The organism is Maribacter polysiphoniae (genome assembly GCF_003148665.1).
Taxonomy (GTDB): Bacteria; Bacteroidota; Bacteroidia; order Flavobacteriales; family Flavobacteriaceae; genus Maribacter_A; species Maribacter_A polysiphoniae.
In genome coordinates this window covers 538,733-565,098 of sequence record NZ_QGGQ01000001.1, presented here as the reverse complement: position 1 = coordinate 565,098, position 26,366 = coordinate 538,733, and the positions used below count along the sequence as shown (strand labels likewise).

General features: G+C 40.7%; 23 protein-coding genes. 9 read left to right on the top strand and 14 right to left on the bottom strand.

What is annotated here, in order from left to right; translation table 11 throughout:
• Positions 1-59: 59 nt before the first annotated feature.
• The gene (locus LX92_RS02360; protein ID WP_223308312.1) at positions 60-2,360 is read right to left on the bottom strand and encodes a patatin-like phospholipase family protein; all 2,301 of its coding nucleotides are present in this window, start codon (positions 2,358-2,360) and stop codon (positions 60-62) included.
• Entirely contained in the window at positions 2,344-4,131 is a 1,788-nt protein-coding gene (gene uvrC / locus LX92_RS02355; RefSeq protein WP_109648656.1) for an excinuclease ABC subunit UvrC, read from the bottom strand. Before uvrC ends, LX92_RS02360 begins: the two co-directional genes overlap by 17 nt.
• Positions 4,132-4,681: 550 nt before the next feature.
• Here uvrC and LX92_RS02350 point away from each other — a divergent pair.
• Entirely contained in the window at positions 4,682-5,248 is a 567-nt protein-coding gene (locus LX92_RS02350; protein ID WP_109648655.1) for a 5-formyltetrahydrofolate cyclo-ligase, read from the top strand.
• On the opposite strand, the gene LX92_RS02345 is transcribed toward LX92_RS02350, so the two are convergent.
• The 4 genes from LX92_RS02345 to ileS form a co-directional block, all read right to left on the bottom strand.
• Positions 5,227-5,886, bottom strand: coding sequence for a lipoprotein signal peptidase (locus tag LX92_RS02345; RefSeq protein ID WP_109648654.1), 660 nt, complete (start codon positions 5,884-5,886; stop codon positions 5,227-5,229). The two genes, LX92_RS02350 and LX92_RS02345, sit on opposite strands and share 22 nt — an antisense overlap.
• A gap of 33 nt (positions 5,887-5,919) precedes the next feature.
• Positions 5,920-6,510, bottom strand: coding sequence for a hypothetical protein (locus LX92_RS02340; RefSeq protein ID WP_223308311.1), 591 nt, complete (start codon positions 6,508-6,510; stop codon positions 5,920-5,922).
• A gap of 73 nt (positions 6,511-6,583) precedes the next feature.
• Positions 6,584-6,967 (bottom strand): TraR/DksA family transcriptional regulator, encoded by a 384-nt coding sequence (locus LX92_RS02335; RefSeq protein ID WP_109648652.1) that lies wholly within the window; start codon positions 6,965-6,967, stop codon positions 6,584-6,586.
• Between the two features lie 2 nt (positions 6,968-6,969).
• Positions 6,970-10,374, bottom strand: coding sequence for an isoleucine--tRNA ligase (gene ileS / locus LX92_RS02330; RefSeq protein WP_109648651.1), 3,405 nt, complete (start codon positions 10,372-10,374; stop codon positions 6,970-6,972).
• A gap of 185 nt (positions 10,375-10,559) precedes the next feature.
• Between ileS and LX92_RS02325 the strand changes: the two genes are divergently transcribed.
• Positions 10,560-10,946 carry a hypothetical protein gene (locus LX92_RS02325; protein WP_109648650.1) on the top strand — a complete coding sequence of 129 codons (387 nt, stop codon included), beginning with the start codon at positions 10,560-10,562 and terminating at the stop codon, positions 10,944-10,946.
• A gap of 56 nt (positions 10,947-11,002) precedes the next feature.
• Here LX92_RS02325 and LX92_RS02320 read toward each other — a convergent pair whose 3' ends face one another.
• The 4 genes from LX92_RS02320 to LX92_RS02305 form a co-directional block, all read right to left on the bottom strand.
• Entirely contained in the window at positions 11,003-13,432 is a 2,430-nt protein-coding gene (locus LX92_RS02320; protein ID WP_109648649.1) for a TonB-dependent receptor plug domain-containing protein, read from the bottom strand.
• Complete coding sequence (gene recO, locus LX92_RS02315; RefSeq protein WP_109648648.1) at positions 13,416-14,135, bottom strand: DNA repair protein RecO; 720 nt, start codon at positions 14,133-14,135, stop codon at positions 13,416-13,418. The genes LX92_RS02320 and recO overlap by 17 nt, the downstream gene beginning before the upstream one ends.
• A gap of 110 nt (positions 14,136-14,245) precedes the next feature.
• Positions 14,246-15,589, bottom strand: coding sequence for an NADP-specific glutamate dehydrogenase (gene gdhA, locus LX92_RS02310; RefSeq protein WP_109649045.1), 1,344 nt, complete (start codon positions 15,587-15,589; stop codon positions 14,246-14,248).
• 179 nt (positions 15,590-15,768) lie between these two features.
• Complete coding sequence (locus tag LX92_RS02305) at positions 15,769-16,923, bottom strand: cystathionine gamma-synthase (RefSeq protein WP_109648647.1); 1,155 nt, start codon at positions 16,921-16,923, stop codon at positions 15,769-15,771.
• Between the two features lie 88 nt (positions 16,924-17,011).
• Here LX92_RS02305 and LX92_RS02300 point away from each other — a divergent pair, with 88 nt between their 5' ends.
• Positions 17,012-17,755 carry a DUF3298 and DUF4163 domain-containing protein gene (locus LX92_RS02300; protein WP_109648646.1) on the top strand — a complete coding sequence of 248 codons (744 nt, stop codon included), beginning with the start codon at positions 17,012-17,014 and terminating at the stop codon, positions 17,753-17,755.
• Positions 17,756-17,757: 2 nt separating this feature from the next.
• Here the strand turns inward: LX92_RS02300 and LX92_RS02295 are convergent, their stop codons facing one another.
• Positions 17,758-18,225 carry a DinB family protein gene (locus LX92_RS02295; RefSeq protein ID WP_109648645.1) on the bottom strand — a complete coding sequence of 156 codons (468 nt, stop codon included), beginning with the start codon at positions 18,223-18,225 and terminating at the stop codon, positions 17,758-17,760.
• Between the two features lie 101 nt (positions 18,226-18,326).
• Between LX92_RS02295 and LX92_RS02290 the strand changes: the two genes are divergently transcribed.
• Entirely contained in the window at positions 18,327-18,680 is a 354-nt protein-coding gene (locus tag LX92_RS02290) for an arsenate reductase family protein (protein ID WP_109649044.1), read from the top strand.
• Entirely contained in the window at positions 18,677-19,570 is an 894-nt protein-coding gene (locus LX92_RS02285; protein ID WP_109648644.1) for a DMT family transporter, read from the top strand. The genes LX92_RS02290 and LX92_RS02285 overlap by 4 nt, the downstream gene beginning before the upstream one ends.
• Here LX92_RS02285 and LX92_RS02280 read toward each other — a convergent pair.
• Positions 19,554-20,030, bottom strand: coding sequence for an acyl-CoA thioesterase (locus LX92_RS02280; protein WP_109648643.1), 477 nt, complete (start codon positions 20,028-20,030; stop codon positions 19,554-19,556). The two genes, LX92_RS02285 and LX92_RS02280, sit on opposite strands and share 17 nt — an antisense overlap.
• Before the next feature lie 118 nt (positions 20,031-20,148).
• On the opposite strand from LX92_RS02280, the gene LX92_RS02275 reads away from it, so the two are divergent.
• From LX92_RS02275 to LX92_RS02265, 3 genes are all read left to right on the top strand, one after another.
• A complete protein-coding gene (locus tag LX92_RS02275; protein WP_109648642.1) occupies positions 20,149-21,123 on the top strand; it encodes an NAD(P)H-dependent flavin oxidoreductase in 975 nt (324 codons plus the stop codon).
• A 26-nt stretch (positions 21,124-21,149) separates the two neighbouring features.
• Positions 21,150-22,109 (top strand): YheT family hydrolase, encoded by a 960-nt coding sequence (locus LX92_RS02270; protein ID WP_109648641.1) that lies wholly within the window; start codon positions 21,150-21,152, stop codon positions 22,107-22,109.
• Between the two features lie 75 nt (positions 22,110-22,184).
• Complete coding sequence (locus LX92_RS02265) at positions 22,185-22,664, top strand: c-type cytochrome (RefSeq protein WP_109648640.1); 480 nt, start codon at positions 22,185-22,187, stop codon at positions 22,662-22,664.
• Positions 22,665-22,726: 62 nt separating this feature from the next.
• Here LX92_RS02265 and LX92_RS02260 read toward each other — a convergent pair whose 3' ends face one another.
• A complete protein-coding gene (locus LX92_RS02260) occupies positions 22,727-24,304 on the bottom strand; it encodes a SulP family inorganic anion transporter (RefSeq protein WP_109648639.1) in 1,578 nt (525 codons plus the stop codon).
• An 80-nt stretch (positions 24,305-24,384) separates the two neighbouring features.
• The gene (locus LX92_RS02255; protein WP_109648638.1) at positions 24,385-25,359 is read right to left on the bottom strand and encodes a phytanoyl-CoA dioxygenase family protein; all 975 of its coding nucleotides are present in this window, start codon (positions 25,357-25,359) and stop codon (positions 24,385-24,387) included.
• 141 nt (positions 25,360-25,500) lie between these two features.
• On the opposite strand from LX92_RS02255, the gene LX92_RS02250 reads away from it, so the two are divergent.
• Positions 25,501-26,349 carry an AraC family transcriptional regulator gene (locus LX92_RS02250; RefSeq protein ID WP_109648637.1) on the top strand — a complete coding sequence of 283 codons (849 nt, stop codon included), beginning with the start codon at positions 25,501-25,503 and terminating at the stop codon, positions 26,347-26,349.
• Positions 26,350-26,366: the final 17 nt, after the last annotated feature.

Sequence of the window (26,366 nt, the reverse complement as noted above, 5' to 3'; positions counted from 1 at the left end):
TGCAATATTTGCTCTTAGACAAATATCGTAAAAACCGGCTTATAAACCTGTTAAGGTATTTAAAACCAATACCCTAAACTAAAAAAGAACCTACTTGTCCCTTCCGGGGACCAAGAATACATTATCTGTAGGGGACCCATAAAAGATTCAAGTCCGTAACCTATACCATAACCTGAATATTTGGGAGCATCAAACCATTCCCCAGTCCTAAAAAGATCATCGTCGACATTGGCGAAATTGGCCATTAACATCAGGTGGTTTTTGGGTGCTAATTCAAAATCCAAGCGGCTATAGGCCTTCACATAACTATTACCGGGAAGGGACAAATAATCGTACCCAATAAAAGGCGTGAAATTGTTGATCAGATTAGTACCATATCCCCCCAAGACAAAATCCATAGAGGCAACCCCCGATGTTCCTAGTTTAAAGCCACCCTCGGTTTCTATATTCAACGATAATTTTTTGGTCAAGGGCAAAGCAGCCCCCATTTTGGCCTTTGCAATCGAAAATTCCTTGAAATTGTCATTGAAATCGGAGGAAAACAGATAGAGGTGAAAATCCCCGTCAAAAAACAATCCCCTAGTCGGAAAATATTTGTCATCATAAGTATCCAACTTCAACTGTCCATAGGCACTGAAATAATTACTTTTTTCAAAATAGGTGCGATCCTCCGTGGAATTCGAGGATAATTCAGCATCCTCATCGGTCATGGACCCCAATGTGGTGGTACTATACTTTAAAAACTTATGTTCAACACCCAAACTAAAGCCGAATTCCTCTTGTAAAACGGTTTGCAAGTAAATTTGGTTGGTCACATCCAGAACATCCATATTCAATGTATTGATATTGATGCTGGCAGGAATCTGAAAGTAGTTTTTGATCAAATCAAAATTAATCTCCTTTCCAAAGTTATTATACCTTGAATTAAAACCCAAACTCCAATAAGTTCCCTTATCGATATAATATTGCATATTGTAACGCACCTGGTCCCCTAAAATCAAATCGAAGGAAGCAACATCATCCCCGAAAAAGAGGTTCTTACGTGTAAGGTTGATCAGTGCCGCACTATGGTACAGATCATCATAATGGGCTCCGATTCTAAGAAAGGTTTTATTGGGGGTTTCATTGAGCTTAAGAATGAGGTCTTCCCCATCCCCATCGGATAAAAGTTCATACCGAATTGTACTGAAATTGCCTGTTGCCGCTAAATTACTCACCCCTTGTTGCAACTTTTCGAATGTAGTCTCTTCCCCTAACTTGAACCTAAGTTTACCCTTTACGTAGCCACGGGTATAATTTTCGATATCCCCTCTCAATATTAATCGGGTAATCAGTAGACTATCTGCAGGCACTATATGTTTTTTTAATTTAAACTCCGAAGTTTGCTTCGAGGCTATTTCTAGTAGTTCATCATATTTTTCAACGGCTGCCACCCTTCCTTTTTCGATGATCTCATCATCCAGATCAAAATCCATCACCGAATAGTTCATCATATCCGGTTTAATATAGACATCTGTCATTTCCGATTTTTCGACCATGTTCTTCACCGTCCTAAAATTGCTGATCTGCAACAATATTTCCGTAGCGGACAAAAGTGAGCCCCTATCCCTCAATCCGTGTTGCACATCAACACCGATGATCAGATCGGCACCCATTTTCTTAACTTCCTCTACCGGATAATTATTGACTACACCCCCATCAATAAGGACTTTGCCATCTATAGTGGTAGGCTCGAACAAAGAAGGCAAGGTGCCAGAGGCCATGATCGCCTCCGGCAAATATCCTTTATCAAGTTTGATCTGCTCCCCTGTTTCCACATTGGTGGCAATGCACACAAAAGGTATGGGTAGTTTACTAAAATCGTGGATATCCTTTACATGGTACAAACGTTTCACCAGTTCGTTATAAATATTCTGACCTCCAGAAAATCCTTGGGGTACGGAAAGCTTAAAATTGTTAAACGGTAAGTTTATGGCATATCTCTCAGAATCCTCCTTTTCATAAAATGTCTTTGCACTCCTGGGAAGATTATCATTGATGAGACTTGTAAAATCAATGCTCCGGAATATTGAATCGAGTTGGGATGCTGAATAACCCGATGCATAAAGCCCCCCGACAATGGCTCCCATACTAGTGCCCGAGATATAATCGATTTTAATACCCGCCTCCTCGATAACCTTCAGCGCCCCGATATGGGCCATCCCCTTGGCACCGCCCCCACTCAGGACCAAACCTATCTTTACATCATTGTCTTGATCTTGCTCTTGGGCATGGACCTGAACTACAAAAAAGAGAAACAATAAGGGAAGTAATACTTTCATGCCTATAATTGGGTCGTGATTTTTAGTGAAATGTCTCATAAATCTTTTTTGCCTTTGCGCTTCCTACTACAGTGGATATATCTTCCAACGACGCTTCCCTGATCCTTTTCACTGATTTGAATTTTTTCAACAAATCCCTCGCTGTTTTTTCACCTACCCCATCAATACCTTCCAAAACCGAATTTATGGCCGCCTTGCTTCTTTTATTCCGATGGAAGGTAATTCCGAATCGGTGGGCCTCATTCCTGAGTTGCTGCAAAATCTTTAGGCTCTCGGATTTTTTATCCAAATACAAGGGTATGGAATCTCCAGGAAAATAAATTTCCTCCAATCTCTTGGCAATACCCACTATGGCTATTTTTCCCCTTAATCCAAGAAGGTCCAAACTCTTTAAGGCAGAGGACAACTGCCCCTTACCCCCATCTATGACGATCAATTGTGGTAAAGGTTGCTCTTCATTCAACAATCTTTTATAACGCCTGAAAACCACCTCCTCCATCGAAGCGAAATCATCAGGGCCTTCGACCGTCTTTATATTGTAATGTCTATACTCTTTCTTCGAAGGCTTCCCGTTCTTGAAAACCACACAGGCAGCTACGGGGTTACTGCCCTGGATATTACTATTGTCAAAGCATTCTATATGCAGTGGTTCTTCGGATAACCGTAGGTCTTTTTTCATTTGTGCCATAATCCTTTTCGTATGGCGTTCCGGATCCATGATCTTGATCTGATTGAATCTTTCCTGCCTAAAATATTTGGCATTCCGAATCGAAAGATCCAAGATCTTGCGCTTATCCCCTAATTTGGGGATAGTTACTTTTATATGGGGCTCAACAACTACCTTAAAAGGGAGGTAGACCTCTTTGGATTCTGAATTGAAACGTTGCCGTAGTTCAAAGATCGCCAATTGCAACAAGTCACCATCCTTTTCTTCCAATTTCTTTTTGATTTCCATCGTATGCGACCTAATGATCGAACCATGGGACAATTGCAAAAAGTTAACGTAGGCAAAAGCGTCATCGGTAATGATGGAAAAGACATCAACATTATTGATCTTCGGATTCACGATGGTCGTTTTCGACTGGTAATTCTCAAGCACTTCGATCTTGTCCTTGAATTGCTGCGCTTCCTCAAAGCGCATTTCATCGGCAAGCAGCCTCATTTTGTTTTTGAAAGAATGTAATGAGGATTTAAAATTACCTTTCAATATATCTCGAACCTCATTGACCTGTTTATCATATTCAACACTACTTTGCAGCCCCTCACATGGACCTAGACAATTCCCTAAATGATATTCAAGGCATACCTTATACTTACCGGCCTTGATCTTCGCTTCAGATAAATCGTAATTGCAGGTTCTAATGGGATAAATATTCTTAATCAAATCCAACAAGGTTTTGATTGTATACATACTTGTATAGGGCCCAAAATATTCTGACCCGTCCTTAATCATCCTACGGGTCGTGAATATTCTCGGGAAACGTTCTTTTTTGATACAGATCCAGGGATATGACTTGTCATCCTTAAGCAGTACATTATATCGCGGCCTATACTTTTTTATTAGATTATTCTCCAACAGTAAGGCATCCGATTCCGTGGAGACCACAATATGACGTATATTCTTGATCTTCTTTACCAGAATACGGGTTTTTCCATATTCATGGTTTTTATTGAAATATGAAGACACCCTTTTCTTCAGGTTTTTGGCCTTGCCAACATACAGTATCTTATCCTCCTCATCAAAGAACTGATATACCCCGGGACTACTCGGCAATGTGCTGATCTGTATATTTAAGGGCAGTTGGGTCATTGATGCTCGAAAGAGGATTAAATTCTTAAGTTATCTGTTAATTTACTACGCTTTTCAATCAAATAAAAGGTGTTTCGATATTATTCGCTGCTGTGTGGCACAACAAAAGCACGAACCACACAAAGTCTACTCCTAAAATCAATACCTCCAGAAAATAAAATGCATTCCCAAAGGACATCACTTTCCTATTTTCGGTATATTTAGTCTCATTTGTAAAGTACCACTTTACAAAAGTACCGCGTTTTTCTTCTTGTTCATAGCCACCCTTATATATATTCCTCGGTGGTCGTTCAACGACTATTCTTTATTAAAATGTTAAATTTTCTTATAATTAGTGCATTTCATCGATAAAAATGAGCACTTAATAGGATTTTAATAATTTTTTTACCTATATTTAAAGTATCAAAATCAAAATTCGCATGGACAATTATATTATAACCCTCGGTACTTATTTGATCTTAATGTTGTTTTTTAAAATTTATATTGCAGTAGCTGCAAAAGAATAAAAAGCACTTATTATCTTTAATCGTAAATATTCGATCTTCTTTTTATGATGAAGTCAGATTTACGATTGCGTTATTCCAAATTAAGAAACCAAATACCTTCTGGGGAAATTTCTGATTTGAGTTTATTGATTGCCAACAAAACTTTAGATCTTCCTATTTGGGATTTTGGGTTTTACCACATTTTCTTGCCGATTCCCGGCAAAAAAGAAATCGAAACCGAATTTTTACTATCCATTTTACAGGGAAGGGACAAACATGTCGTTCTTCCAAAGATGGAAGGTGATACATTAATCCACTTTTTACTTACCGACAATACCAAAATTCAACCGAATAAATGGAATGTTCCTGAACCCATTGATGGCATAGACATACAACCTTCTAAAATCGATGTAGTTTTCATGCCCTTACTTGCCTATGATATAAAAGGGAATAGGGTGGGTTATGGCAAGGGATATTATGATAGGTTCTTACAACAATGCAGACCCGATGTAATTAAAGTCGGTTTATCCTTATTTGAGGCAGAAGAACAGATTGAGGATGTTTTTGAAGATGACATCCCCTTGGACTATTGTATTACTCCATTAAAAACCTATTCATTCCCTGCATCCTGATTCTCTTCAATCGCATCGTCTTCCTTTTTGTGTGCGAATGCCTTTTTATTGAATACCAATAGAATACCAACCCCTGTACTGATCGACATATCCGCTATGTTAAATACCGGATCGAAAAAGCTAAAGCTTTTACCCCCCAAATAAGGCATCCAATTCGGCCACGTGGTGTCGATCATTGGAAAATAGAGCATGTCTACCACCTTTCCAAAAAACCATCCACCGTAAGGTTCATCGGTGAACATCGTCGCAACCTGTCCAATACTCTCATTAAAGAGTACACCATAAAAGACTGAATCGATGATATTTCCCAAAGCGCCCGCAAAAATCAGCGAAACCGCAAAAACCAAGGTTCCGGAAAATTGCTTTTTGATACTATCATAAAGCCAATAACCGATACCCGCAACCGCAAATAGTCGAAATACCGTTAATATCAGTTTTGCGGTATGTTCGGAAATCGGTAAGAAATCATTTAGTTTTGCGCCCCATGCAGCACCCGAATTTTCAATAAAATGGATTTTGAACCAATCAAAAACCACATAAGAATCACCTAGGACGAAGTGCGTTTTGATATAGATCTTACTTACTTGATCAATAAACAGGACCAAGATTATTATCAGTACGGATTTTTTAATATTCATCGGATAAAATATAGGTTGCCAAAAATAGGTATATTATTCCATTTTCATTAAATGTATATCGCCTGTGGTGGTGCTTATATCATAAAAATCCTCCCCCTTAGGAATGGAATCGCTTTCAATTTTCCCGAAACCGGTCTTTGTTTTAAACATTGCGGACTTTGTTCTCACGTTGATGTCCCCACTGCGCGTGATTACTTTGGCCGTACCATAAAACAAATCAAGATTACAAATACCATCATCCAAAACAACCTTTAAATGATCAAAATTCCCTTTTGCAAAGACATTGGTAGCGGTACCCAAGATGCTAACCCTCATATTCCTTGGAACTTGTACTTGGAGTGCTATGGAAATTACCTTGTGGGCGCTTAATTTATCATTGGGTTGAATAAAATCGGGGTAAAAACCAGCACTTAGTTCTACGATAGGGCCATTATGTTCCAGTTTGACCAATAGATCATCACGATACTCGCCATCAATGTGTGCCTCTACGACAATCTCCCTTGATTCCGAGGTTGCCAACTCCACTTTAAAGCAGTTATCCGCATCTATAACCAGAAATGATGTTTCTGGGTCAAGAACGGATTTCCTTACTATTTTTTGGGCGTTCAACGTGGTGATGCCCATCAGTATAAAGATGACAAAAATGTTTCCAGATCTACCTATCATTCGAAAAAAAACGCCCAAAAGGGCGTTCGTATTATTTTTGCATATTTTTAGCCTCGATACTCAGCGTGGCATGGGGAACCAATTTCAATCGATCCTTATTGATCAATTTCCCCGTAACCCTACAGATACCATAGGTTTTGTTTTCTATGCGCAATAAGGCATTCTTTAAATCGCGAATGAACTTCTCCTGACGGATGGCCAACTGCGTATTTGCCTCCTTACTCATGGTTTGGGAACCTTCCTCGAATGCCTTGAATGTAGGCGAGGTGTCATCAGTGCCATTATTACCGTCGTTCATATAGGAACTCCTTAGCAACTCCAAATCGCTTTTGGCTTTGACAATCTTTTCCTCTATCAAAGCTTTGAATTCTGCCAAATCCTTATCGGAATATCTTACTTTTAAATCTTCTGCCATAATTAGTGTTTTTCAATAAACAATCTTGTGTTCACTTGGTCAAAAGCAATAGCCGTGCCATTTTCCAAAGTGTCCTCAAAGACAAGATCTGCTGTTAATGTTTCGGTCTTAATATAATCAAGGTTGCTCTCAACCGCATTTTCTACTAGGCCGTCTCTCAAAATCCTTATGTCAATTCTGTCTGTAACTTCGTAACCGGAATCTTTTCTTATATTTTGAATCCTATTTACCAGTTCACGGGCAATACCTTCCCTTTTAAGATTTTCGTCGATGGTTACGTCCAAAGCCACTGTAAGTGGACCTTGACTGGCAACCAACCAACCTTCTATATCCTGGGAGGTTATCTCTACATCCTGTAACTGTAATTTAATACTTTTATTATTGATTTGTAATGTTATTTCGCCCTCTTGTTCGATTTTTTGGATATCCTCCTGTCCTAAAGCCCCTACTTCCTGCGCAATCAATTTCATATCCTTACCGAATTTTGGTCCCAAAACCTTGAAATTAGGTTTTATTTGCTTCACAAGGATACCGGAGGCATCGTCCAATAATTCAATTTCCTTTACATTGACCTCTGACATGATCAAGTCGGCCACAGCTTCGATTTCATGTCGCTGTTGATCATCCAAAACAGGAATCATGATTTTCTGCAAGGGTTGACGAACCTTTATTTTTTCTTTTTGGCGTATCGAAAGCACCAAGGACGAAATCGTCTGTGCCTTAGCCATCTTGCTCTGCAATTCTTTATCTACAAAAGTATCATCATACTCAGGAAAACGCGACAAATGCACACTTTCAAATGCATCCTTATGGGTCGTATTTGCCATATCCTTATATAAGCGATCCATAAAGAATGGTGCTATCGGGGCCGATAATTTAGCCACTGTGACCAAACAGGTATACAAGGTTTGGTAGGCCGAAATCTTATCCTGCCCATACTCCCCTTTCCAGAAGCGTCTTCTACATAAACGAACATACCAGTTACTTAAATTTTCCTGTACATAATCAGAAATGGCACGAGCTGCCTTGGTAGGCTCATAGTCCGCATAGGCCTCATCGACCTTCTTGATCAGGGTGTGCAATTCCGACAGGATCCAACGGTCTATCTCTGGACGTTCCTTTAATGCAATGTCTTCCTCGGTATATTTAAAATCGTCAAGGTTCGCATACAAGGCAAAAAATGAATACGTATTATAAAGGGTTCCGAAGAACTTTCGTTTTACCTCAACGATACCGTCGATATCAAACTTGAGATTATCCCAAGGATTGGCATTGGAAATCATATACCACCTTGTGGCATCGGGCCCATGAAGATCCATGGTTTCAAAGGGATCAACAGCATTGCCCAATCGCTTCGACATCTTTTTGCCTTCCTTATCGAGCACCAATCCATTCGATACTACATTCTTATAAGCCACCGAGTCAAAAACCATTGTTGCTATGGCATGCAAGGTATAAAACCACCCTCGTGTTTGATCCACACCTTCCGCAATGAAATCCGCAGGAAAGGTCTGGCCCTTATCGATCAAATCCTTTTTTTCAAAAGGATAATGCCATTGGGCATAGGGCATTGATCCACTATCGAACCATACATCTATCAAATCACTTTCCCTTTTCATGGGTTTTCCCGAAGCGGAAACCAAGGTAATTTGATCTACAATATTCTTATGAAGGTCTATCTTTTCATAATTTTCCTCACTCATATCGCCAACGACAAACCCGTCAAAAATATCAGCTTCCAAAACCCCCGCCTTAACGGCTTTAGCCATTTCAGCCTTAAGCTCCCCAACCGAACCTATGATCATTTCCTCTGTACCATCCTCGGTACGCCAAATAGGTAAAGGAATACCCCAATATCGCGATCTGGAAAGGTTCCAGTCATTAGCATTGGCCAACCAGTTCCCAAACCGGCCTTCGCCAGTTGCCTTAGGTTTCCAATTAATGGTTTGGTTAAGCTCGAACATACGATCCTTAACATCGGTTACCTTAACAAACCAGGAATCCAATGGGTAGTACAGTATAGGCTTATCCGTACGCCAACAGTTAGGATAGCTATGGACATATTTTTCAACTTTAAAAGCCTTGTTCTCTTCCTTTAGCCTAATTGCTATTTCAACATCTACCGAACGTTCGGGTGCCGTACCGTCATCATAATACTCATTCTTGACATATTTACCACCCAACTCCTTCATCTCGGGTCTGAACTTACCTTGCAGATCCACCAAGGGCACAGGGTTCTTATTGTCATCCAATACCAACATCGGTGGTACTTCTGGCGTAGCCTGTTTTGCTACCAAGGCATCGTCAGCCCCAAATGTCGGTGCCGTATGAACTATACCGGTACCATCCTCGGTTGTAACAAAATCACCGATAATGACCCTAAAGGCATTCCCTGGATTTTGATAAGGAAGGGTATAGGGCAACAATTGTTCATAACGGGTACCCAACAAATCCTTACCTAGTACTGTTTCTCCAATTATTTTGTAAGGGATTTTTTTATCTGCACTTGTATAGTTTGAAAAATCACTTTCCTCACCTGACTCGAAAAACTTACCACTGAATTGTTTGCCTACAAGATTTTTGGCAAGCACCACTTGAATGGGTTCAAAGGTATATTGATTGAATGTTTTCACTAAAACGTACTCTATCTTGGCCCCTACGGTCAGCGCCGTATTCGAAGGAAGCGTCCATGGGGTGGTCGTCCATGCCAACATGTGGATATCGCCCTCAATTCCTTTGAACGCATCCGGAAGCGTTTCCTTCAACACTTTGAATTGGGCGGTGACAGTGGTATCGGTTGTATCTTGATACGTACCGGGTTGATTCAATTCATGGGAACTTAACCCTGTTCCCGCTTTGGGAGAATAAGGCTGTATGGTGTACCCTTTATAAATCAATCCTTTGTCATAGATCTGTTTTAACAACCACCAAACCGACTCCATATACTTGGACTTATAAGTGATATAGGGATCATCCATATCTACCCAATAGCCAATACGCTCGGTCATTTCATTCCAAACATCGGTATATCGCATCACGGCCTTTTTACAGGCTGCATTATAATCTTCAACGGATATTTTTACCCCGATATCTTCCTTGGTGATGCCCAATTCCTTTTCAACTCCCAATTCAATGGGGAGGCCATGGGTATCCCATCCAGCTTTTCGTTTGACCTGAAAACCCTTCATGGTCTTGTAGCGGGGAAAGATATCCTTTATGGTCCTGGCAATCACATGATGTATTCCCGGCATACCATTTGCCGAAGGGGGGCCTTCATAAAATACATAGCTGGGATTTCCCGCCCTGGTGGAAATACTCTTTTCGAAAATCGAGTGTTCCTTCCAGTACTGGAGTTCTTCTTTTGCAACTCTTGGTAAATCCAAACCTTTATATCCGGCAAACTTCATTGTGTCTCTGGTATTGCTGTTTTAATAAGGCTGCAAAATTATAAATTTAGATTGAATTTATTTCATATTATACCAAATGAAATACAGCGAGTTAGGGGTATATTGGATAAATGTTAAAATAAAGCATCCAAAAACCAATCTGTTACGTATATCCATTGAATTGAAATCAAATAAATATATCCAAAATGAAAAAATTAATTTTTAGTGCAATTTTAATGCTCGCTATGAGCGTATCGTTTGTATCATGCAGGGAAACTGCCGAAAAAGCTGGTGAAGCCACAGAAAAAGCTGGTGAAGCCATGGGCGAAGCTGCCGATGCTGCAGGTGAAGCTGCTGAAAGTGCCATGGACAAAGCTGGTGAAGCTGTTGATGGTGTTAAGGAAGCTGGTGAAAACGCTGCTGAAGAAGTAAAAGATGCCGCTGGTGAAGCTGTTGATAAAGCCAAAGAAGTTGGTGAAGACGTTAAAGATGCAGCCGGTGAAGCTGTTGACAAAGCCAAAGACGCCGGTAACGCCGCTGCTGATAAGGTTAAAGAAACTGCAAAAGATGCTAAAGACGTTATCAAAAACTAAACGTTTTTCACATTAAGAGTATTGAACCCTGACGATGACCGTCAGGGTTTTTTCATTTAAAAACTATAGTCGACCCCTAAAATAAGATTGGTTCCTGGGGACGCTATACCTGAGGAATACGACCGATAGAGCTGATTTGTCATATTCTCTAGACTACAGGTAATCGCAAATCCTTTGTTCAACCGGTATTGGGTACGAAGGTTTAAAGTATACCAAGAAGGGCTATAGGGCAAACCATTAGCATCTTCGGCATACATATATGTTTTCGCCTGCTCAGAGGTTGCTAAATCGTCATTTGCTATTTCCCCATTAAAATTCAGGAAGAAATCGGTCTTAAGGTTCTGGTTTTTAAACACAAAATGAACGTCACCAAAGGTGGGGGGCACATGTCTAGACGGACTATCGGTGCCATCTTCCTCTTCCTCAATACCCTCGGTCAACGTTAAATTGGAAACCAATGATATATTTTCTGTCAAAAAGGCCTCCAACCCGAATTCGAATCCATATACATACGCCTTGGCTGCATTTTGCATGGCCTGAACGGTACTCAATTCACCATTGTATTCAATTTGAGATTCCCCGTTGAACAGATAATCCCTGCGCACCAAGGCGTCGACCAAATAGGTGTAAAAGGCAGCCCCTTTAAAAACGACCTTATCATTATAGTTTTTTTGTATACCCAACTCCATATTATAGGCATATTCCGGTTCTAAATCAGGATTCGGCACAACAACGGAACCCGGTTCCGAATCAAAAACCTTTCCCACATCATCGATATTGGGCGACCTAAACCCTGTTGACCCATTTAAGGTTACCTGTAAATTGGCCCTTGGAAACCAACTAAAACCAATACTACCAGTGAGTGCACCGGTACTGAGATTCGCATCATCAAAAGGAAAAGGATAAAAGGTTTTATCAAAATCAGCATTGATCCAAACATGACTATATCGCAATCCTGAGAGCAGGCTGAAGTTTGGTTTTGCCTTATACTCCCCGTTCAAATAGGCCGCAGCCGTTTGCCATGATGACCCATCAGGATACCGCGATGGGGCATCCGATATTGAATTTGTGGTAATGTCCTTCTGACTACCATCGGAACCCACCTTGTTTAAAACATATGACGCTCCATAATACAATCGAAGATCCCCAATTTTCTTGTTCTCAAAATCAACATTGGTCGAGAAAGCATGAACCATTTCCTTTGTCGAATATAAAATGGCGTCTTGAAATCCCCGATCGTTCCTACTTTCCTCAAAATATTGGTATGCCGTTGTTATTTTAAGTCCGTCATAGAACTTCCCTTTTCCTTTCTTATTCAACTGTACATTTCCCATGAACCATTTCTGGGGGCCGTAGTACCATTCAGCAGACCGTAGGCCCGACCCTTCCTTGTCGGGTCGGATCAACCTATCGTACCGCGAATAATCGGAAGTTTCGGAATAAAACAATCCCATGTCCAATCCCCAATTATTATTAGGTTTGTGGGTGATCTTCTGCATAAAATTCCACTGGTCGTAACCGGTACTTACTTGTTTTCTAGGGTCGCTATTTGTCGTAAGGACATCGAGACCATTTTCGGTAGTGACGTAATTTTCCCTTTTATATGAATCCGGGCCATGTGAACCCATCTTCAAGTCATCAAAATAATTATAGGATACTCCGGTTAGAAAGGCCCATTTTTTTTTGCCCAAGTTAATATCAAAATGGGCAGTTCTTTCATTGTTGGCCGAGGCATATCTCAGATTCGAGTTTCCAGAAACCTCAAGACTGTCCTTGTGGGAGAAAATGGCTCTTTTGGTATAAAAATTCATAACCCCACCAAGGGCATCACTACCGTAGATGACAGAACCTGGACCAAAAATCACTTCGGTCTTCTCAATATTAAAAGGATCTATTGAAATGACATTCTGAAGGTTACCCCCTCGGAATATGGCATTGTTCATACGAACGCCATCAACGGTCAACAGCAATCTATTGGTCGCGAAACCCCTTATCATAGGACTCCCTCCCCCAAGTTGGCTTTTTTGCACAAATACCTTACCACTGTTTTGGAGTAGATCCGCCGAGGTTTGAGGGTTTGTAAATGCGATGGCCCTTGCATTTAGCGCAACAATCTTATGGGGTATATCCTTTTTTTGTTGTTCCCATTTTGAAATAGACATGACCACCTCATCGAGCTGTTCTGGCCTAAGCACCAAAAAGACCTCTGCGCCATTCCTCAACAACTGGTTTTTTGTGGCTTTATGAACCTCGTAACTAAGATGCTTAAAGGTAATTCGTTCATTCTCCGAGAAAACGGAAATATCACAAACCCCTTCAAGATCCGAAAGTGCCGCTTTTGACTTGTCCTGGTTATAGACGGCGACATTTACGATAGGCTCTTTCGAATAATAATCCAGAACCTTGATTTCTTGTGCGGTAACAGTATTTAAAAATAAAAAAAATAGAAGGAATACTACCTTATCCATATTAACTGAAAACTTCATTTAAAATAGCCAGAGACTTGGGTTTTCGAAATCCCTGCAAATGTAATTCAAAATAAAGGACTATTGTTTGTAGTAGCTGCTGCCTATCTACCTTCTTCATCTTGACGTTATGAATTGCATCAAAATTTGTGCCTAAGAACCTTTTAAAATAATTTAAATTTTCCCCCGAAATATTCGGGTTTAAATTGGCCATATCGATAAACTCCCCTTCGAGTAAATCAAAGTAAGCCTTCGAAATTTGGGTTACATCGGGATAAAAGCCTAAATACTTGGTCAGGTCCAATAAGAAATAGATATGGAAGTTGGTTATATGGTTGTTTGTATCCAACCATTGAAGCGCACTTTCCACATAGTAAAAAAGCCCTTCATTAGACTCTTCCTCCTGAATACTATTCGTCAACATTTCAGCCAAAAAAAGCGACATGGCATTCTTGGATATATCAAAATGCAGGGATTGATACGGATAAGAGACCCTAACCTCACGAATCGTCTCCAAAGTACCTTTATTCTTATGGTTGGCGACTATCTCCAATTGGGTAAGTGGCTGAAAATAGGCAGATTTCAACTTCCCTTTTTTGGATGCCAAAACCCCTTTTAGCAAATATGATTTCAATCCGTCGGAAAACGTAAAAGCCCTTACGATCAAACTAGTATCCCCAAATTTTAAGGTAGATAAAACAATAGCCTTGGTAGTTACTTGCATGATGTTCTCTTAGCGGTTTTCAAAGATAAAACTATCAAAATGATTCAGCGTATAAAAAAAGCCTTCCTAAAATCAGGAAGGCCTTATGATTATTTTGAAACGTTCGAATATTATATGATCCCTTGGGCGAGCATAGCGTCGGCAACTTTTACAAAACCGGCAATATTTGCCCCTTTTACGTAATTGCAATAGCCATCATCCTCTTTTCCGAATTCAATACAGGAATCGTGAATATCAGACATAATTCCTTTTAGACGCTCATCTACCTCTTCCCTTGTCCAGCTGATACGCAACGAATTCTGGGACATTTCCAAACCAGAAGTGGCTACACCACCCGCATTGGAGGCTTTACCTGGTGCAAATAATATCTTGGCTTTATGAAAAGCATGGATCGCATCTGCTGTAGAAGGCATATTGGCACCTTCGACCACACAGATACAGCCGTTTTTCATAAGTTGTTGTGCGTGTTCAAGGCCCAATTCGTTTTGGGTCGCACATGGAAATGCGATATCGCACTTAACTCCCCATGGTTTTTCACCTTTATGGAAAGTAGCAGCGGAATAGGTGTCTACATATTCGGAAATACGGCCACGCTTGTTATTCTTTAAGTCCATGATAAAAGCCAGCTTATCTTCATCGATACCGTCTTTATCGTAGATAAATCCGCTGGAATCAGACATGGTCACAACCTTTCCTCCAAGTTGTATGACCTTTTCCGCTGCATATTGGGCAACGTTCCCTGAGCCGGAAATAACCACGGTTTTACCGCTAACATCATTGTTCTTGGTTTTTAACATACTTTGTGCAAAGTACACCGTACCATAGCCCGTTGCCTCTGGACGAATTTTAGAACCACCCCAAGACAAGCCTTTTCCTGTAAGAACCCCGGTAAACTCGTTTCTTATTTTCTTATACATACCGAAAAGGAATCCAATTTCCCTGGCCCCTACACCGATATCACCTGCCGGTACATCGGTATTTGGTCCAATATGTCTGTTCAGCTCTAGCATGAATGCATGGCAAAAACGCATTACTTCGTCATCTGATTTTCCTTTCGGGTCAAAATCAGAACCACCTTTACCCCCACCCATGGGTAAGGTGGTCAAACTATTTTTAAAAACTTGTTCAAAGGCGAGGAACTTAAGAATGCTCGCATTCACTGAAGGATGAAAACGCAACCCTCCTTTGTAAGGACCTATTGCGGAGTTCATTTGAATACGGTAACCTCGGTTCACGTGAATTTCACCTTTATCATCTACCCAAGCCACCCTGAATGAAATCAATCTTTCTGGCTCGACCATTCTCAAAAGAATGTTCTTTCCATTATAAATCTCATTACTCGCAATGTACGGAATCACTGTTTCAGCGACCTCCTGTACTGCTTGTATGAACTCAGGCTCATGACCGTTTCTGGTCTTTACCTCATCCATGAATGCTTTGATTTTTGCCTCCATATAGTACTTATTATGCTTTTTGTCTTTATTGATTTTAGAATATAACGTCAAAATTATACTATTCCTATAATTTAAACTTTGTTTTTCTAAAAATACTGTAATTAATTTCAGTTTATAGACTGCAATCTGCATATTATGCAATCGCTTCCCAATCAGAATCTCCCAAATTTACGAATACATCAACCTAATGCCTGTTCTAAATCCGCTATAAGATCCTCCTTATCCTCTATACCGACACTCAGTCGAATCAATGTATCGAGAACACCACTTTTTTCCCGTTCTTCTTTGGGAATACCGGCATGCGACATACTTGCTGGGTGGCCCACCAAACTCTCAACTCCTCCCAATGACTCTGCCAAAGTGAACAACCTTAATTTTTCGACAATGCGAATGGTGTCCTCCAGATTACTTCCTTTGGGTATGAAGGAAATCATCCCGCCAAAACCTTTCATTTGCTCTTTTGCCACATCGTGATTCGGATGTCCTTCGAACCCCGGCCAGTAAACGTGCTCTATTTTAGGGTGATTTGCCAGATATTGGGCAACGGCCATACCGTTTTCACAATGCCTTTGCATGCGCACATGTAGTGTTTTAATCCCCCGTACCACCAAAAAACTATCCATGGGTCCACAAACAGCCCCACTTGCGTTTTGAATAAAGTACAGTTTATCGGCCAATACCCTATCTTTTACCACCAATCCCCCGACAACGACATCACTGTGGCCCCCTAGGTATTTGGTTGCCGAATGCATCACGATATCGGCCCCTAAATCCAATGGTTGTTGCAAATAGGGAGTCGCAAAAGTATTATCAACCACCAAGAGCAATTGATGCTTTTCCGTAATCTTGGCAACTGCCTTTATATCTATGATGTTCATCATTGGGTTGGTAGGGGTCTCTACCCAAACCAGTTTTGTTTTCTTGTTGATAATCCCAACCAAATCACCAGTAGTCTGCATATCGACAAAGTGAAACACAATGCCATATCTTTCAAAAATACGTTTAAAGAGTCGATAACTACCCCCATAAAGATCGCTCGTACATAGCACCTCATCGCCAGGATCCAATAATTTGATAACGGCGTCAATAGCCGCCAAGCCACTTGCAAAGGCAAGTCCATATTTCCCATTTTCAATACTTGCCAAAGCATTTTCCAATGCCGTACGGGTTGGATTGGCACTGCGTGAATACGCAAAACCCTTATGTCCTCCCGGAGTGGCTTGGGCATACGTCGAGGTTTGGTATATTGGAGGCATTACCGCACCATAGGCCTTATCTGGCTCTTGTCCGCCGTGGATGGTCTTGCTGTTGAATTTTAAGTCTTTTTTGCCCATACATTAAATTTTATCATATAAAAGTATTGTTATCTTTCGGAGATTGCAATGAAGCCTTAATTTTGTAACTAAGAAACACAACAAATAAATGAAAGCCCCAATCACCATATTGTTTTGCCTTGTAATACTCCTTGGATGTAAGAATGATGGCAAACTCACCTTTGAACCCCAAACGATTACCGATGATGCCTGTGAAGAATGTCCTGAAATTTCGATTGAAATGCCGAAGGTTTTGGATCAAACCAAACTTGCAGAGACCATTAACACGGCCCTTGACGAAGAATTGATTTCCTTACTGGTCTATGATGATGGGATGGAAGCAACAACCGTATCCGAAGCCATTCAATCCTTTAAAAACGGATATGATGAATTACAAAAGCTATACCCCGATGAAACCGTAAAATGGGAGGCCAAAATTACAGGTACTGTTTCATATGAGAACAAGAACGTACTGACCATTGCCCTTAATTCCTATTTATTCACTGGAGGGGCCCATGGATATACGACCCGACGATTCTTGAATTTCGACAAAAACAAAGGAATGGAAATTGAAAATCGGGAACTGTTCAAAGACCGCAAGGACTTTGAGCACTTTGCTGAGACAAAATTTAGGATACAGGAGGATATTCCCCTAGATGAACCAATCAATAGTACAGGTTTTATGTTCGAGGGAGATACGTTCTACCTCCCTGAAAATATTGGATTTACCGAAGAAGGAATGGTCTTACTCTATAACCAGTACGAAGTGGCTTCCTATGCCGATGGAGCCATTACCTTGGTATTACCCTTCAATGAGATAAAAAACTATTTGACCCATAAGATCGGAGAGTAATTTTAATCCTCGGCCAACAATACCTTTTCCAACGATAGCACTACCCCTAAATGCAACCCTTCATGAAACAAATTGAAGGCAATGGCATCCTCTACGTTCTTTAAGGTAACATTGGCGCTAGTGGTATATTCGTTGAAATTCTTGAAAACACCATTTTCATAATCTTCCTGTGTCCATTCAATGCTCGAAAACAAAAATCCTTTGATGGCATCCAGTTCCTCTTCGGTCGCCTTACCATCGGGCACCGTACCCTTTCTAAACTTATCGACCAATTGATCGGCAACTTTCATATCCAAGCCGCTCAATTTATAAACCAATAACTGTTGGGTCACAACCACATGTGCAATATTCCACCAGATATTGTTACGGTATCCACTGGGGATTTTCAATAACAATTCTTTTGGCGTTTTTGTGAGTATCGAATAAAGTGCATTTCGGTTTTGAAGCGTAATGTCAAATAATCTTTCCAAGGGATATAATTTATAAAGTGGATGTAAAAATAGAAAAATTCCAATGGAATTGGGTTTCTTTGTATACCATTATATCGCAAGGAAACCGAAATATCCCAAGTATGAATAAAATATACTACCTAAGCACCTGTGACACCTGTAAAAGGATAATGAACGAATTGGATCCGTTGGACGGTTTTCAATTACAGGATATTAAGACAGCACCTATAACCCCCTCCCAACTTGGGGAAATGAAAAAATTGGCCGGTAGCTATGAATCCCTTTTCAGCAAAAGGGCAAGACTTTATAAAGAAAAAGGGTTGGCCCAAAAAACCCTTAATGAGGAGGATTATAAAAAGTTGATCCTTGAACACTATACCTTTTTAAAACGCCCCGTTATCATTTTTAATGACAAAATCTTTGTGGGAAACAGCAAAAAGGTGGTTGAAGCCGCTAAAGAAACCATTCATCCTTGAGCAAACGTACTTTAGCCATTTTATCGGCCATTGGGGCCACGATCATCTATGGAATAAACCACACCATAGCCAAGGGGGTAATGCCCAATTATGTCGGGGCCTATGGTTTTGTCGTTTTAAGGGTCATTGGTGCTGCCGCATTGTTTTGGGGTGTCTCGCTTTTTGGCCCCAAGGAGAAAATTGAAAAGAAGGATTACCTACGGATCGTTGTTTGTGCCATTTTCGGGATGGGCCTGAATATGTTGGCCTTCTTTAAAGGATTATCCCTTTCAACACCAATAAACAGTGCGGTTTTAATCACCACCACACCTATTATCGTTTTGATCCTTTCAGCCATACTTATCAAGGAGAAAATATCGGGCAGAAAAGTATTTGGAATCTTTGTTGGACTTCTCGGGGCTATGGGCTTAATACTGTTCGGTACCGAACTTCGACAGGATGCCCCGAATATTCCGATGGGCAATTTTTTCATCCTAATGAATTCCTTTTTCTACGGCACCTACTTAATACTTGCCAAAATCCTGATTTCCAAATACCACCCATTCACATTCATGAAATGGATGTTTTCCTTGGGCATACTTATTTGTCTACCATTTGGGTACGATGAACTCCTAGCCATCGAATGGTCGCTTTTGCCCTTTGATATTATTTGGCGTATTGCCTTTGTAATCCTAGGAACCACATTCTTCACGTACCTATTCAATATTTTCGCACTCACCCAACTAAAAGCATCAACCCTGAGTGCCTTTGTCTATATACAACCATTGATAGGAATCATTTTTGCCATAGCCGTAGGCAAAGACGCCTTGACCACCACGAAAATCCTAGCAGCATCATTGGTGTTTTTGGGGGTATATTTATCGAGCAGAAAGACTAGGCCAAATTCTTAGGTTTTTTAGCATACTTACGGGTATCTTCCTTCGTTAGCGTTCTAAAACCTTCTGGTCTCTCAATTTGTTCAAAACGTGCCAGTAGTTCTTTTGAAAGTGGCGTGAGTTGTCTTGTTTCCAAACTGATCCAAGCACCCATCATTTCGCAATGGGCGACATTCTTGCCTTTACTGTCATAAAAATTATGGTGAAATTCAAAGAAACAACCGTCCTCACTCATCCCCATTACCTCTAATGAAACCCTAACTGGCTTACCGGGAAAGAGCTCTTTGAAATAGTACATGTGCTCATAAAAAACCACAGGGCCTATTTTGTTTTCGACCATAACCTCATGACCAAAGCCCAAATCCAACAAAAAGGCCATACGGGTATGGCTCATATAATTAATATAGGCCGAATTGGCCAAATGGCGATTGGCATCCACATCACTCCAACGAACTTCAAACTCTTTTAGATACATTCTTTTTGAATTATTTTATTATGCATGCATAAGAATGGCAAAAATACCATAGTTTTGGAAAACCACGGATAACATCCCCAAAAAAAATTCCTACTTTTAAAACAATAAAACCAAAGTTATGAGTACCTCAGCACCTTTTATAAAAGACCTTTCCCTACCGGTAATTGCAGCCCCAATGTTTCTAATATCTGGACCAAAATTGGTTATTGAATGCTGTAAAAGTGGTATTGTGGGCACTTTTCCAGCCTTAAACCAGCGTACCAGCGAGGGTTTTGAAGAATGGCTTATAGAAATAAAAACAGCTTTGGAGTCTTTTGAAAAAGAAACCGGAAAAAAGGCGGCCCCATTTGGGGTCAACCTTATTGTACACCCGACAAACCCACGTCTTGAAGCCGACATAAAGCTTTGTATAAAACACAAGGTACCTTTGATCATCACTTCCCTTGGTGCCGTTTCACAAGTCGTTGATGCCATTCATAGTTATGGTGGACTGGTATTCCACGACATCATTAAAAAAAGGCACGCCCAAAAAGCTGCAGAGGCCGGTGTAGACGGACTCATTTTAGTTGCTGCAGGGGCAGGTGGCCATGCAGGGACCATAAATCCCATGACCCTGGTGGCGGAAATCAAGAAATTCTATGATAAAACCATTATTCTTTCCGGTTGCATAACTACAGGAAGGGATATTGCCTCAGCCCTTCAAATGGGTGCCGATTTGGCTTATATGGGTACCCGGTTCATCAATGTTGAGGAAAGTAAGGCTACGGATGACTACAAAAATATGATCATAGATTCCGGTGCCAGTGACATAATATACACAGCCTCAATATCCGGGGTACATGCCAATTTCCTAGGGGCCAGTCTTATAGCTGCAGGCATCACAGAGGAAGATTTGAAAAAAGACCGGAAAATAGATTTTGGAAAAGAACTGGATACCGAGGCCAAGGCTTGGAAAACCATATGGTCAGCGGGCCAAGGGGTAGCAACCATAGAAAATGTCGTACCTGTTGCGAAATTGGTCGACAACTTAAAAATAGGATTTAAGGCAGCGATAGAGGAACAGATAAAAGTATTGGAAACATTCCCGAAATAAAAAGTATAACCCTATCGCATAACACCATGCCCATAATCGCATCGGATTACAACCCTCCGTTCCTGTTTAAAAACGGACATTTCTCGACCATTTACTCGGGCTTGATACGAACGGTTCCAGGGGTGCACCAAGAACGGGAACGAATAGTACTGCCCGATAAGGATTTTTTGGATTTGGATTGGAGCTATGCCCAACAACCCAGTCATAAAGTACTCATCTTGCTGCATGGGCTAGAGGGTAGTGCCCAAAGACCCTATATTACAGGTAGTGCCAAATTGGCCAGCGCCCAAGGTTACGATGTTTGTGCCGTTAATTATAGGGGGTGTAGCGGGGTGACCAATACCTTGTATCGCTCCTATCATTCTGGGGCCACGGAAGATCTGGATGCCGTTGTACAACATCTTTTGAAAAAAAACACCTATGACGAAATCTTTATCAAGGGTTTTAGCCTAGGCGGAAACCTGGCACTGAAATATATTGGGGAAGGTCGCGACCTACCCGAACAAATAAAAGGGGTCGTGGCAGTCTCTGCCCCCTGTGACCTACATAGTTCACTAAAACAATTATTGCTTCCGAAAAATTATCTCTACAGCCTACGTTTCAAGGATCATTTAATTGCCAAATTGAGACTGAAACAAAAAGTATTTCCTTCAAAAATCTCAGATGCCGATATTGCCAATATCAAAACCCTAAAGGATTTTGATGATATTTACACAAGCAGGGCGCACGGTTTTAAAGATGCCCTCGACTATTACAAAACATGTAGTTCGTTACAGTTCCTGCCTAGGATTGCTATTTCCACGCTCATAATCAACGCCAAGAACGATTCTTTTTTAGGCCCTGAATGTTATCCGCATAAGGAAGCGGAAGAAAACAACTCAATTTTTTTAGAGATTCCAGACTCGGGTGGACATGTAGGTTTTTACGGAAGTCAGAATACTACGTATACCGAAAAAAGAGCCCTAAAGTTCTTTGCTGACTTATAAATTTCACCACGAAACCTTATCTTAGTAAATCGAAAATCGATAGCTGTCAGGGTACCCTCAGCTTAATAAAACAATATGAAGAAAATACTTACTGTCTTGGTTGTTGGAAGCCTTATTATAGGCTGTGGCGAAAAAAAAGAAGAGAAGAAAGGTGGTTTTGAAATGAACCGCACCAAAAAAGAAGTCAAAGCGGAAAAAACCACTGGGGAAGTTCCCATAGATTTAAACAACAAAGGGGTTGGACCAATTACCTCGGTCGAGTTCGGTACGGAAATAGATACCGAATTGGCCGCCAAAGGTGAAAAAATCTATTCGACCATTTGTGTTGCCTGCCATATGGCCGAACAACGAATGATCGGACCTGCCATGAAGGGCCTTTATGATAAGAGAAGTCCTGAATGGGTGATGAATATGATCTTAAACCCCGATGGTATGCTAAAAGAAGATCCTATCGCAAAAGCCCTATTGAAAGAATACAATAATTCCATAATGTTAAACCAAAACCTAAGTAAGGATGACGCAAGAGCGATTGCGGAGTATTTGCGTACACTTTAAGGACTGCCCTTAAAAGTTTACAATGGTGTTGCCCTATCAATTAGGAAGGGCAACACCATTTTTTATACTTTGTCTACAGCTACTTTATATGTTGGATCTTCCAATACATTCACATCGATAATGTCATTCGCATTTTCCAAAAGTAGAATACAATCTTTGCTTAAATGTTTTAAATGGATTTTCTTCCCTGCTTTGGCATAGCGTTCGGTAAGTTTATTCAAAGCTTCAATACCGGACATATCCACAACTCGACTCTCCCGAAAATCAATGATTACTTCTTCAGGGTCATTTTGAACATCGAATTTTTCATTGAATAACGTAGTAGAGGCAAAGAATAGCGGTCCATAAATCTCGTAATGCTTAATCCCTTGCTCATCAACATACTTCCTAGCCCGGATACGTTTTGCATTTTCCCAAGAATACGCCAATGCGGAAATGACTACACCAAATAATACGGCGACGGCCAAATTGTGGGTAACGGCAGTAATCAAGGTTACCAAGACCATTACAATAACATCGGAATTGGGCATTTTTCGAAAGGTCTTGAAACTTGCCCATTCGAATGTACCGATAGCAACCATAAACATAAGTCCAACCAAAGCCGCCATAGGCAAACGCTCGATAAGACTGGACCCAAACATTATAAAAACCAACAACATGACAGCTGCGGTAATTCCCGACAATCTTGCACGTGCTCCCGAAGAAGTATTGATCAAACTCTGACCGATCATGGCGCAACCTCCCATACCCGACAAAAATCCGGAAAGGATGTTTGCCGTTCCTTGGGCAACACACTCCTTGTTACCACTACCACGTGTTTCGGTTATTTCATCGATGATATTGAGGGTAAGCAAACTTTCTGTTAATCCTACGACCGCTACGATCAAGGAAAATGGGAAAATGATTTTCAAGGTTTCCAAAGTGAATGGTATATTCGGAATGGATAATGGTGGAAATCCACCTTGAATGGTTTGTCCTTCTTTCATGGTGTCCGCTACGGTAAGCGTATCAACATTAAAGCCAATTACGATTGCCGATACCACTACAATGGCCAATAAGGAGGAAGGAATGGCCTTTGTCAATTTTGGAACCCCCCAAATGATCAACATGGTCAAAAAAGTTAGCCCCAACATGGTATACATGGAAGCACCTGTTAAAAGTTCATCCGTTCCTTTTTGATAGAAGTTAGGAAACTGGGCCATAAATATGATAATCGCAAGGCCGTTTACAAATCCGAACATTACGGGGTGGGGTACCAATCGAATAAATTTACCCAAACGCAAAAACCCTGCAATTACCTGTAATACTCCGGCAATGATCACCGTCGCAAAAACATAATGTAAAATAGTCTCAGGTTCAATCCCCGGAAATGTATTTTTAAGTTCTAAGATCAACCCAATGAAAATAACGGCAACAGCCCCAGTAGCCCCCGATATCATACCTGGCCTACCTCCAAGGATAGAAGTCACCAAGGCCAAAACAAAGGCGGCATACAAACCCGTTAAAGGAGAGAACCCAGGAATCAAGGCAAAAGCAATTGCCTCAGGTACCAAAGCCAAGGCCACGGTAAGACCTGATAAGATCTCTGTTTTATAATCTACTTTCTGTTTAAAATCGAATATATTCAAATACTTCCTCATACCCTATAATTAAAGGGCGCAAAAATAGTGCTAATAGTTGGGATGACCTTAAAACACGAAATTATTAAGGATTTAACAACTTACCAAGACTTTAATCCCAACAATTTTTCGCCAAGAGGGGATAAATTGGCAGTATCGTATTTCGTTTGTTCCCAATTTCTGGGGTCTCCCGGAAAAGCATACCCTTCAGGAGCAATTCTGTTCTCCCAGGACGTAATACGCCATTGTCTTAATTCCCTGTTATCCTCTTCTGCCGGCATCATAGAAATATATTGGGCAATGCGTACTTTATCCTTTGATCTGTTCGGTCGAATGCCATGTGGCTGTGCACTATGGAAAATCAATAAATCCCCTGCTTCAAGTTTCACCTTTACGATTTTGTCTTCAAGACCATTAATATCAGGTTGAAAATGATCCCTGTCCTTAGGCTGTGTCGATTTCCAAGTATCATAATTTCTATAGAGCCAAGGTATACACTGGAAACCTCCCATTTGGTCATCGGTCTGGTCTGCTAGTGCCAAAACCCCCTGTACATTCTGTGGTCGGGTCTCCGGGTCATAATCCCAATGTATGAAGCCTTTTTGTTCATGGCCGGGCTTATTTGGAAAGTTTAAATTGGCCCGATCGATCGTTACCCATAATTTTTCGGTGCCCCATATATCCACAAACGCATCATAAACCCGTGGCATTTGCCTATTGTTCCATAAATGCTGGTGATTATATACCTCTACCATTCCGGTACCGGTAAGCTCTTTCATTTTCATTTCTGCCCTTGGTGGTGCATACCAAGAATTCGGATTGTCTGGTTCCTTCTCTTCAAATTCCCATAGAAATTCAGCAGTCTGTTCAACCTGTTCCCTGGGAACGGCATTTTTAATAATTATATATCCATTATGCGTCCAGAAATCCCAATCGGCTTCACTCAAAACCCTTAACGGTATTCCATTGGATCGGTCATTTAATTTTATCTTACTACTGGTTGCCGTGGATGGATTTCCAGGAATATCCTCATGGCGCTTATTGGCCATTCCTAATTTTTCTTGGGTATTCTTCATGATAAATGATTTAGAAACGATAGGGTAAAACTATTTATCCACACGGCATTAATCTACCTTGATATTGATATATATTTGAACTATATTGATATTTTAATCCCATTTATACCCCAATTAGGATAATTTTGTTGCCCATTGCGTATGAAAATCCAACTCGAAACCTTCGAACAGCCAACCAAAAGTCCCTTTCGGTTGCTACATGACCCTAAATTGAACCATCTGTATTACTGGCATTTTCATCCGGAATTTGAATTGGTCTATATCGAGGGAGCCAGTGCAAAGCGCCATGTAGGTGACCATATATCACACTACAAAAACAATGACTTGGTACTTATTGGATCCAATATTCCGCATTTGAATTTTGACCATGGTGTAAAAACCAACTATTTGAAAGAAGTATTGCATATTAAACCCTCCTTTAAAACGGACTTTATTGAGCAGACATCCGAACTACAATCCTTGGAGCACCTTTTGGAACTTTCAAAATATGGCATTGCATTTACGGGAAGTACAAAGACCGAAATCGGTAAACTTATGAAAACGCTCCACACCCTATCGCCTTTTGATTTTTTTATGCGGGTCGTCACAATCCTAAAACTACTTTCGCAGAGCAAGGAATTTGAGTTGCTCCATAAAAAACCATTTATAAACAAATACCGTAAAAAAGAGCAAGGCCGCCTGCGTAAAATCTATGGCCTGATCGACGAGCGCTATCAGGATAAAATATCATTGGATGAGATTGCGACTTTATGCCATATGACGAAGCCTGCATTTTGCCGTTATTTCAAAAAGGCAACAGGAACCACTTTTATCGGATTCTTGAACCAATATCGTATCAGTCAAGCGAAAAGATTGCTTTTGACCGGAAAAAACATAAGTGAAACCTGTTACGCTTGCGGATTCGAAAGTTTGTCCTATTTCAATCGTACCTTTAGGAAGATAACCGATGAAAATCCTTCAGAATTCAGAAGGAGGTACCTGAACCAATGAATCTTGGTGTTTGGGTC

Excerpts from the sequence above, each read along its gene's own strand:
- LX92_RS02360 (WP_223308312.1), bottom strand. The coding sequence starts at position 2,360 with ATGAGACATTTCACTAAAAATCACGACCCAATTATAGGCATGAAAGTA.
- LX92_RS02325 (WP_109648650.1), top strand. The coding sequence starts at position 10,560 with ATGAAAAAATTAATTTTTAGTGCAATTTTAATGCTCGCTATGAGCGTA.
- LX92_RS02280 (WP_109648643.1), bottom strand. The coding sequence starts at position 20,030 with ATGTATCTAAAAGAGTTTGAAGTTCGTTGGAGTGATGTGGATGCCAAT.
- LX92_RS02260 (WP_109648639.1), bottom strand. The coding sequence starts at position 24,304 with ATGAGGAAGTATTTGAATATATTCGATTTTAAACAGAAAGTAGATTAT.
- gdhA (WP_109649045.1), bottom strand. The coding sequence starts at position 15,589 with ATGGAGGCAAAAATCAAAGCATTCATGGATGAGGTAAAGACCAGAAAC.
- LX92_RS02335 (WP_109648652.1), bottom strand. The coding sequence starts at position 6,967 with ATGGCAGAAGATTTAAAAGTAAGATATTCCGATAAGGATTTGGCAGAA.
- LX92_RS02320 (WP_109648649.1), bottom strand. The coding sequence starts at position 13,432 with ATGAAGTTTTCAGTTAATATGGATAAGGTAGTATTCCTTCTATTTTTT.
- recO (WP_109648648.1), bottom strand. The coding sequence starts at position 14,135 with ATGCAAGTAACTACCAAGGCTATTGTTTTATCTACCTTAAAATTTGGG.
- LX92_RS02340 (WP_223308311.1), bottom strand. The coding sequence starts at position 6,510 with ATGGGCATCACCACGTTGAACGCCCAAAAAATAGTAAGGAAATCCGTT.
- LX92_RS02350 (WP_109648655.1), top strand. The coding sequence starts at position 4,682 with ATGATGAAGTCAGATTTACGATTGCGTTATTCCAAATTAAGAAACCAA.
- LX92_RS02265 (WP_109648640.1), top strand. The coding sequence starts at position 22,185 with ATGAAGAAAATACTTACTGTCTTGGTTGTTGGAAGCCTTATTATAGGC.
- LX92_RS02345 (WP_109648654.1), bottom strand. The coding sequence starts at position 5,886 with ATGAATATTAAAAAATCCGTACTGATAATAATCTTGGTCCTGTTTATT.
- LX92_RS02290 (WP_109649044.1), top strand. The coding sequence starts at position 18,327 with ATGAATAAAATATACTACCTAAGCACCTGTGACACCTGTAAAAGGATA.
- LX92_RS02305 (WP_109648647.1), bottom strand. The coding sequence starts at position 16,923 with ATGGGCAAAAAAGACTTAAAATTCAACAGCAAGACCATCCACGGCGGA.
- LX92_RS02250 (WP_109648637.1), top strand. The coding sequence starts at position 25,501 with ATGAAAATCCAACTCGAAACCTTCGAACAGCCAACCAAAAGTCCCTTT.
- uvrC (WP_109648656.1), bottom strand. The coding sequence starts at position 4,131 with ATGACCCAACTGCCCTTAAATATACAGATCAGCACATTGCCGAGTAGT.
- LX92_RS02255 (WP_109648638.1), bottom strand. The coding sequence starts at position 25,359 with ATGAAGAATACCCAAGAAAAATTAGGAATGGCCAATAAGCGCCATGAG.
- LX92_RS02270 (WP_109648641.1), top strand. The coding sequence starts at position 21,150 with ATGCCCATAATCGCATCGGATTACAACCCTCCGTTCCTGTTTAAAAAC.
- ileS (WP_109648651.1), bottom strand. The coding sequence starts at position 10,374 with ATGAAGTTTGCCGGATATAAAGGTTTGGATTTACCAAGAGTTGCAAAA.
- LX92_RS02300 (WP_109648646.1), top strand. The coding sequence starts at position 17,012 with ATGAAAGCCCCAATCACCATATTGTTTTGCCTTGTAATACTCCTTGGA.
- LX92_RS02275 (WP_109648642.1), top strand. The coding sequence starts at position 20,149 with ATGAGTACCTCAGCACCTTTTATAAAAGACCTTTCCCTACCGGTAATT.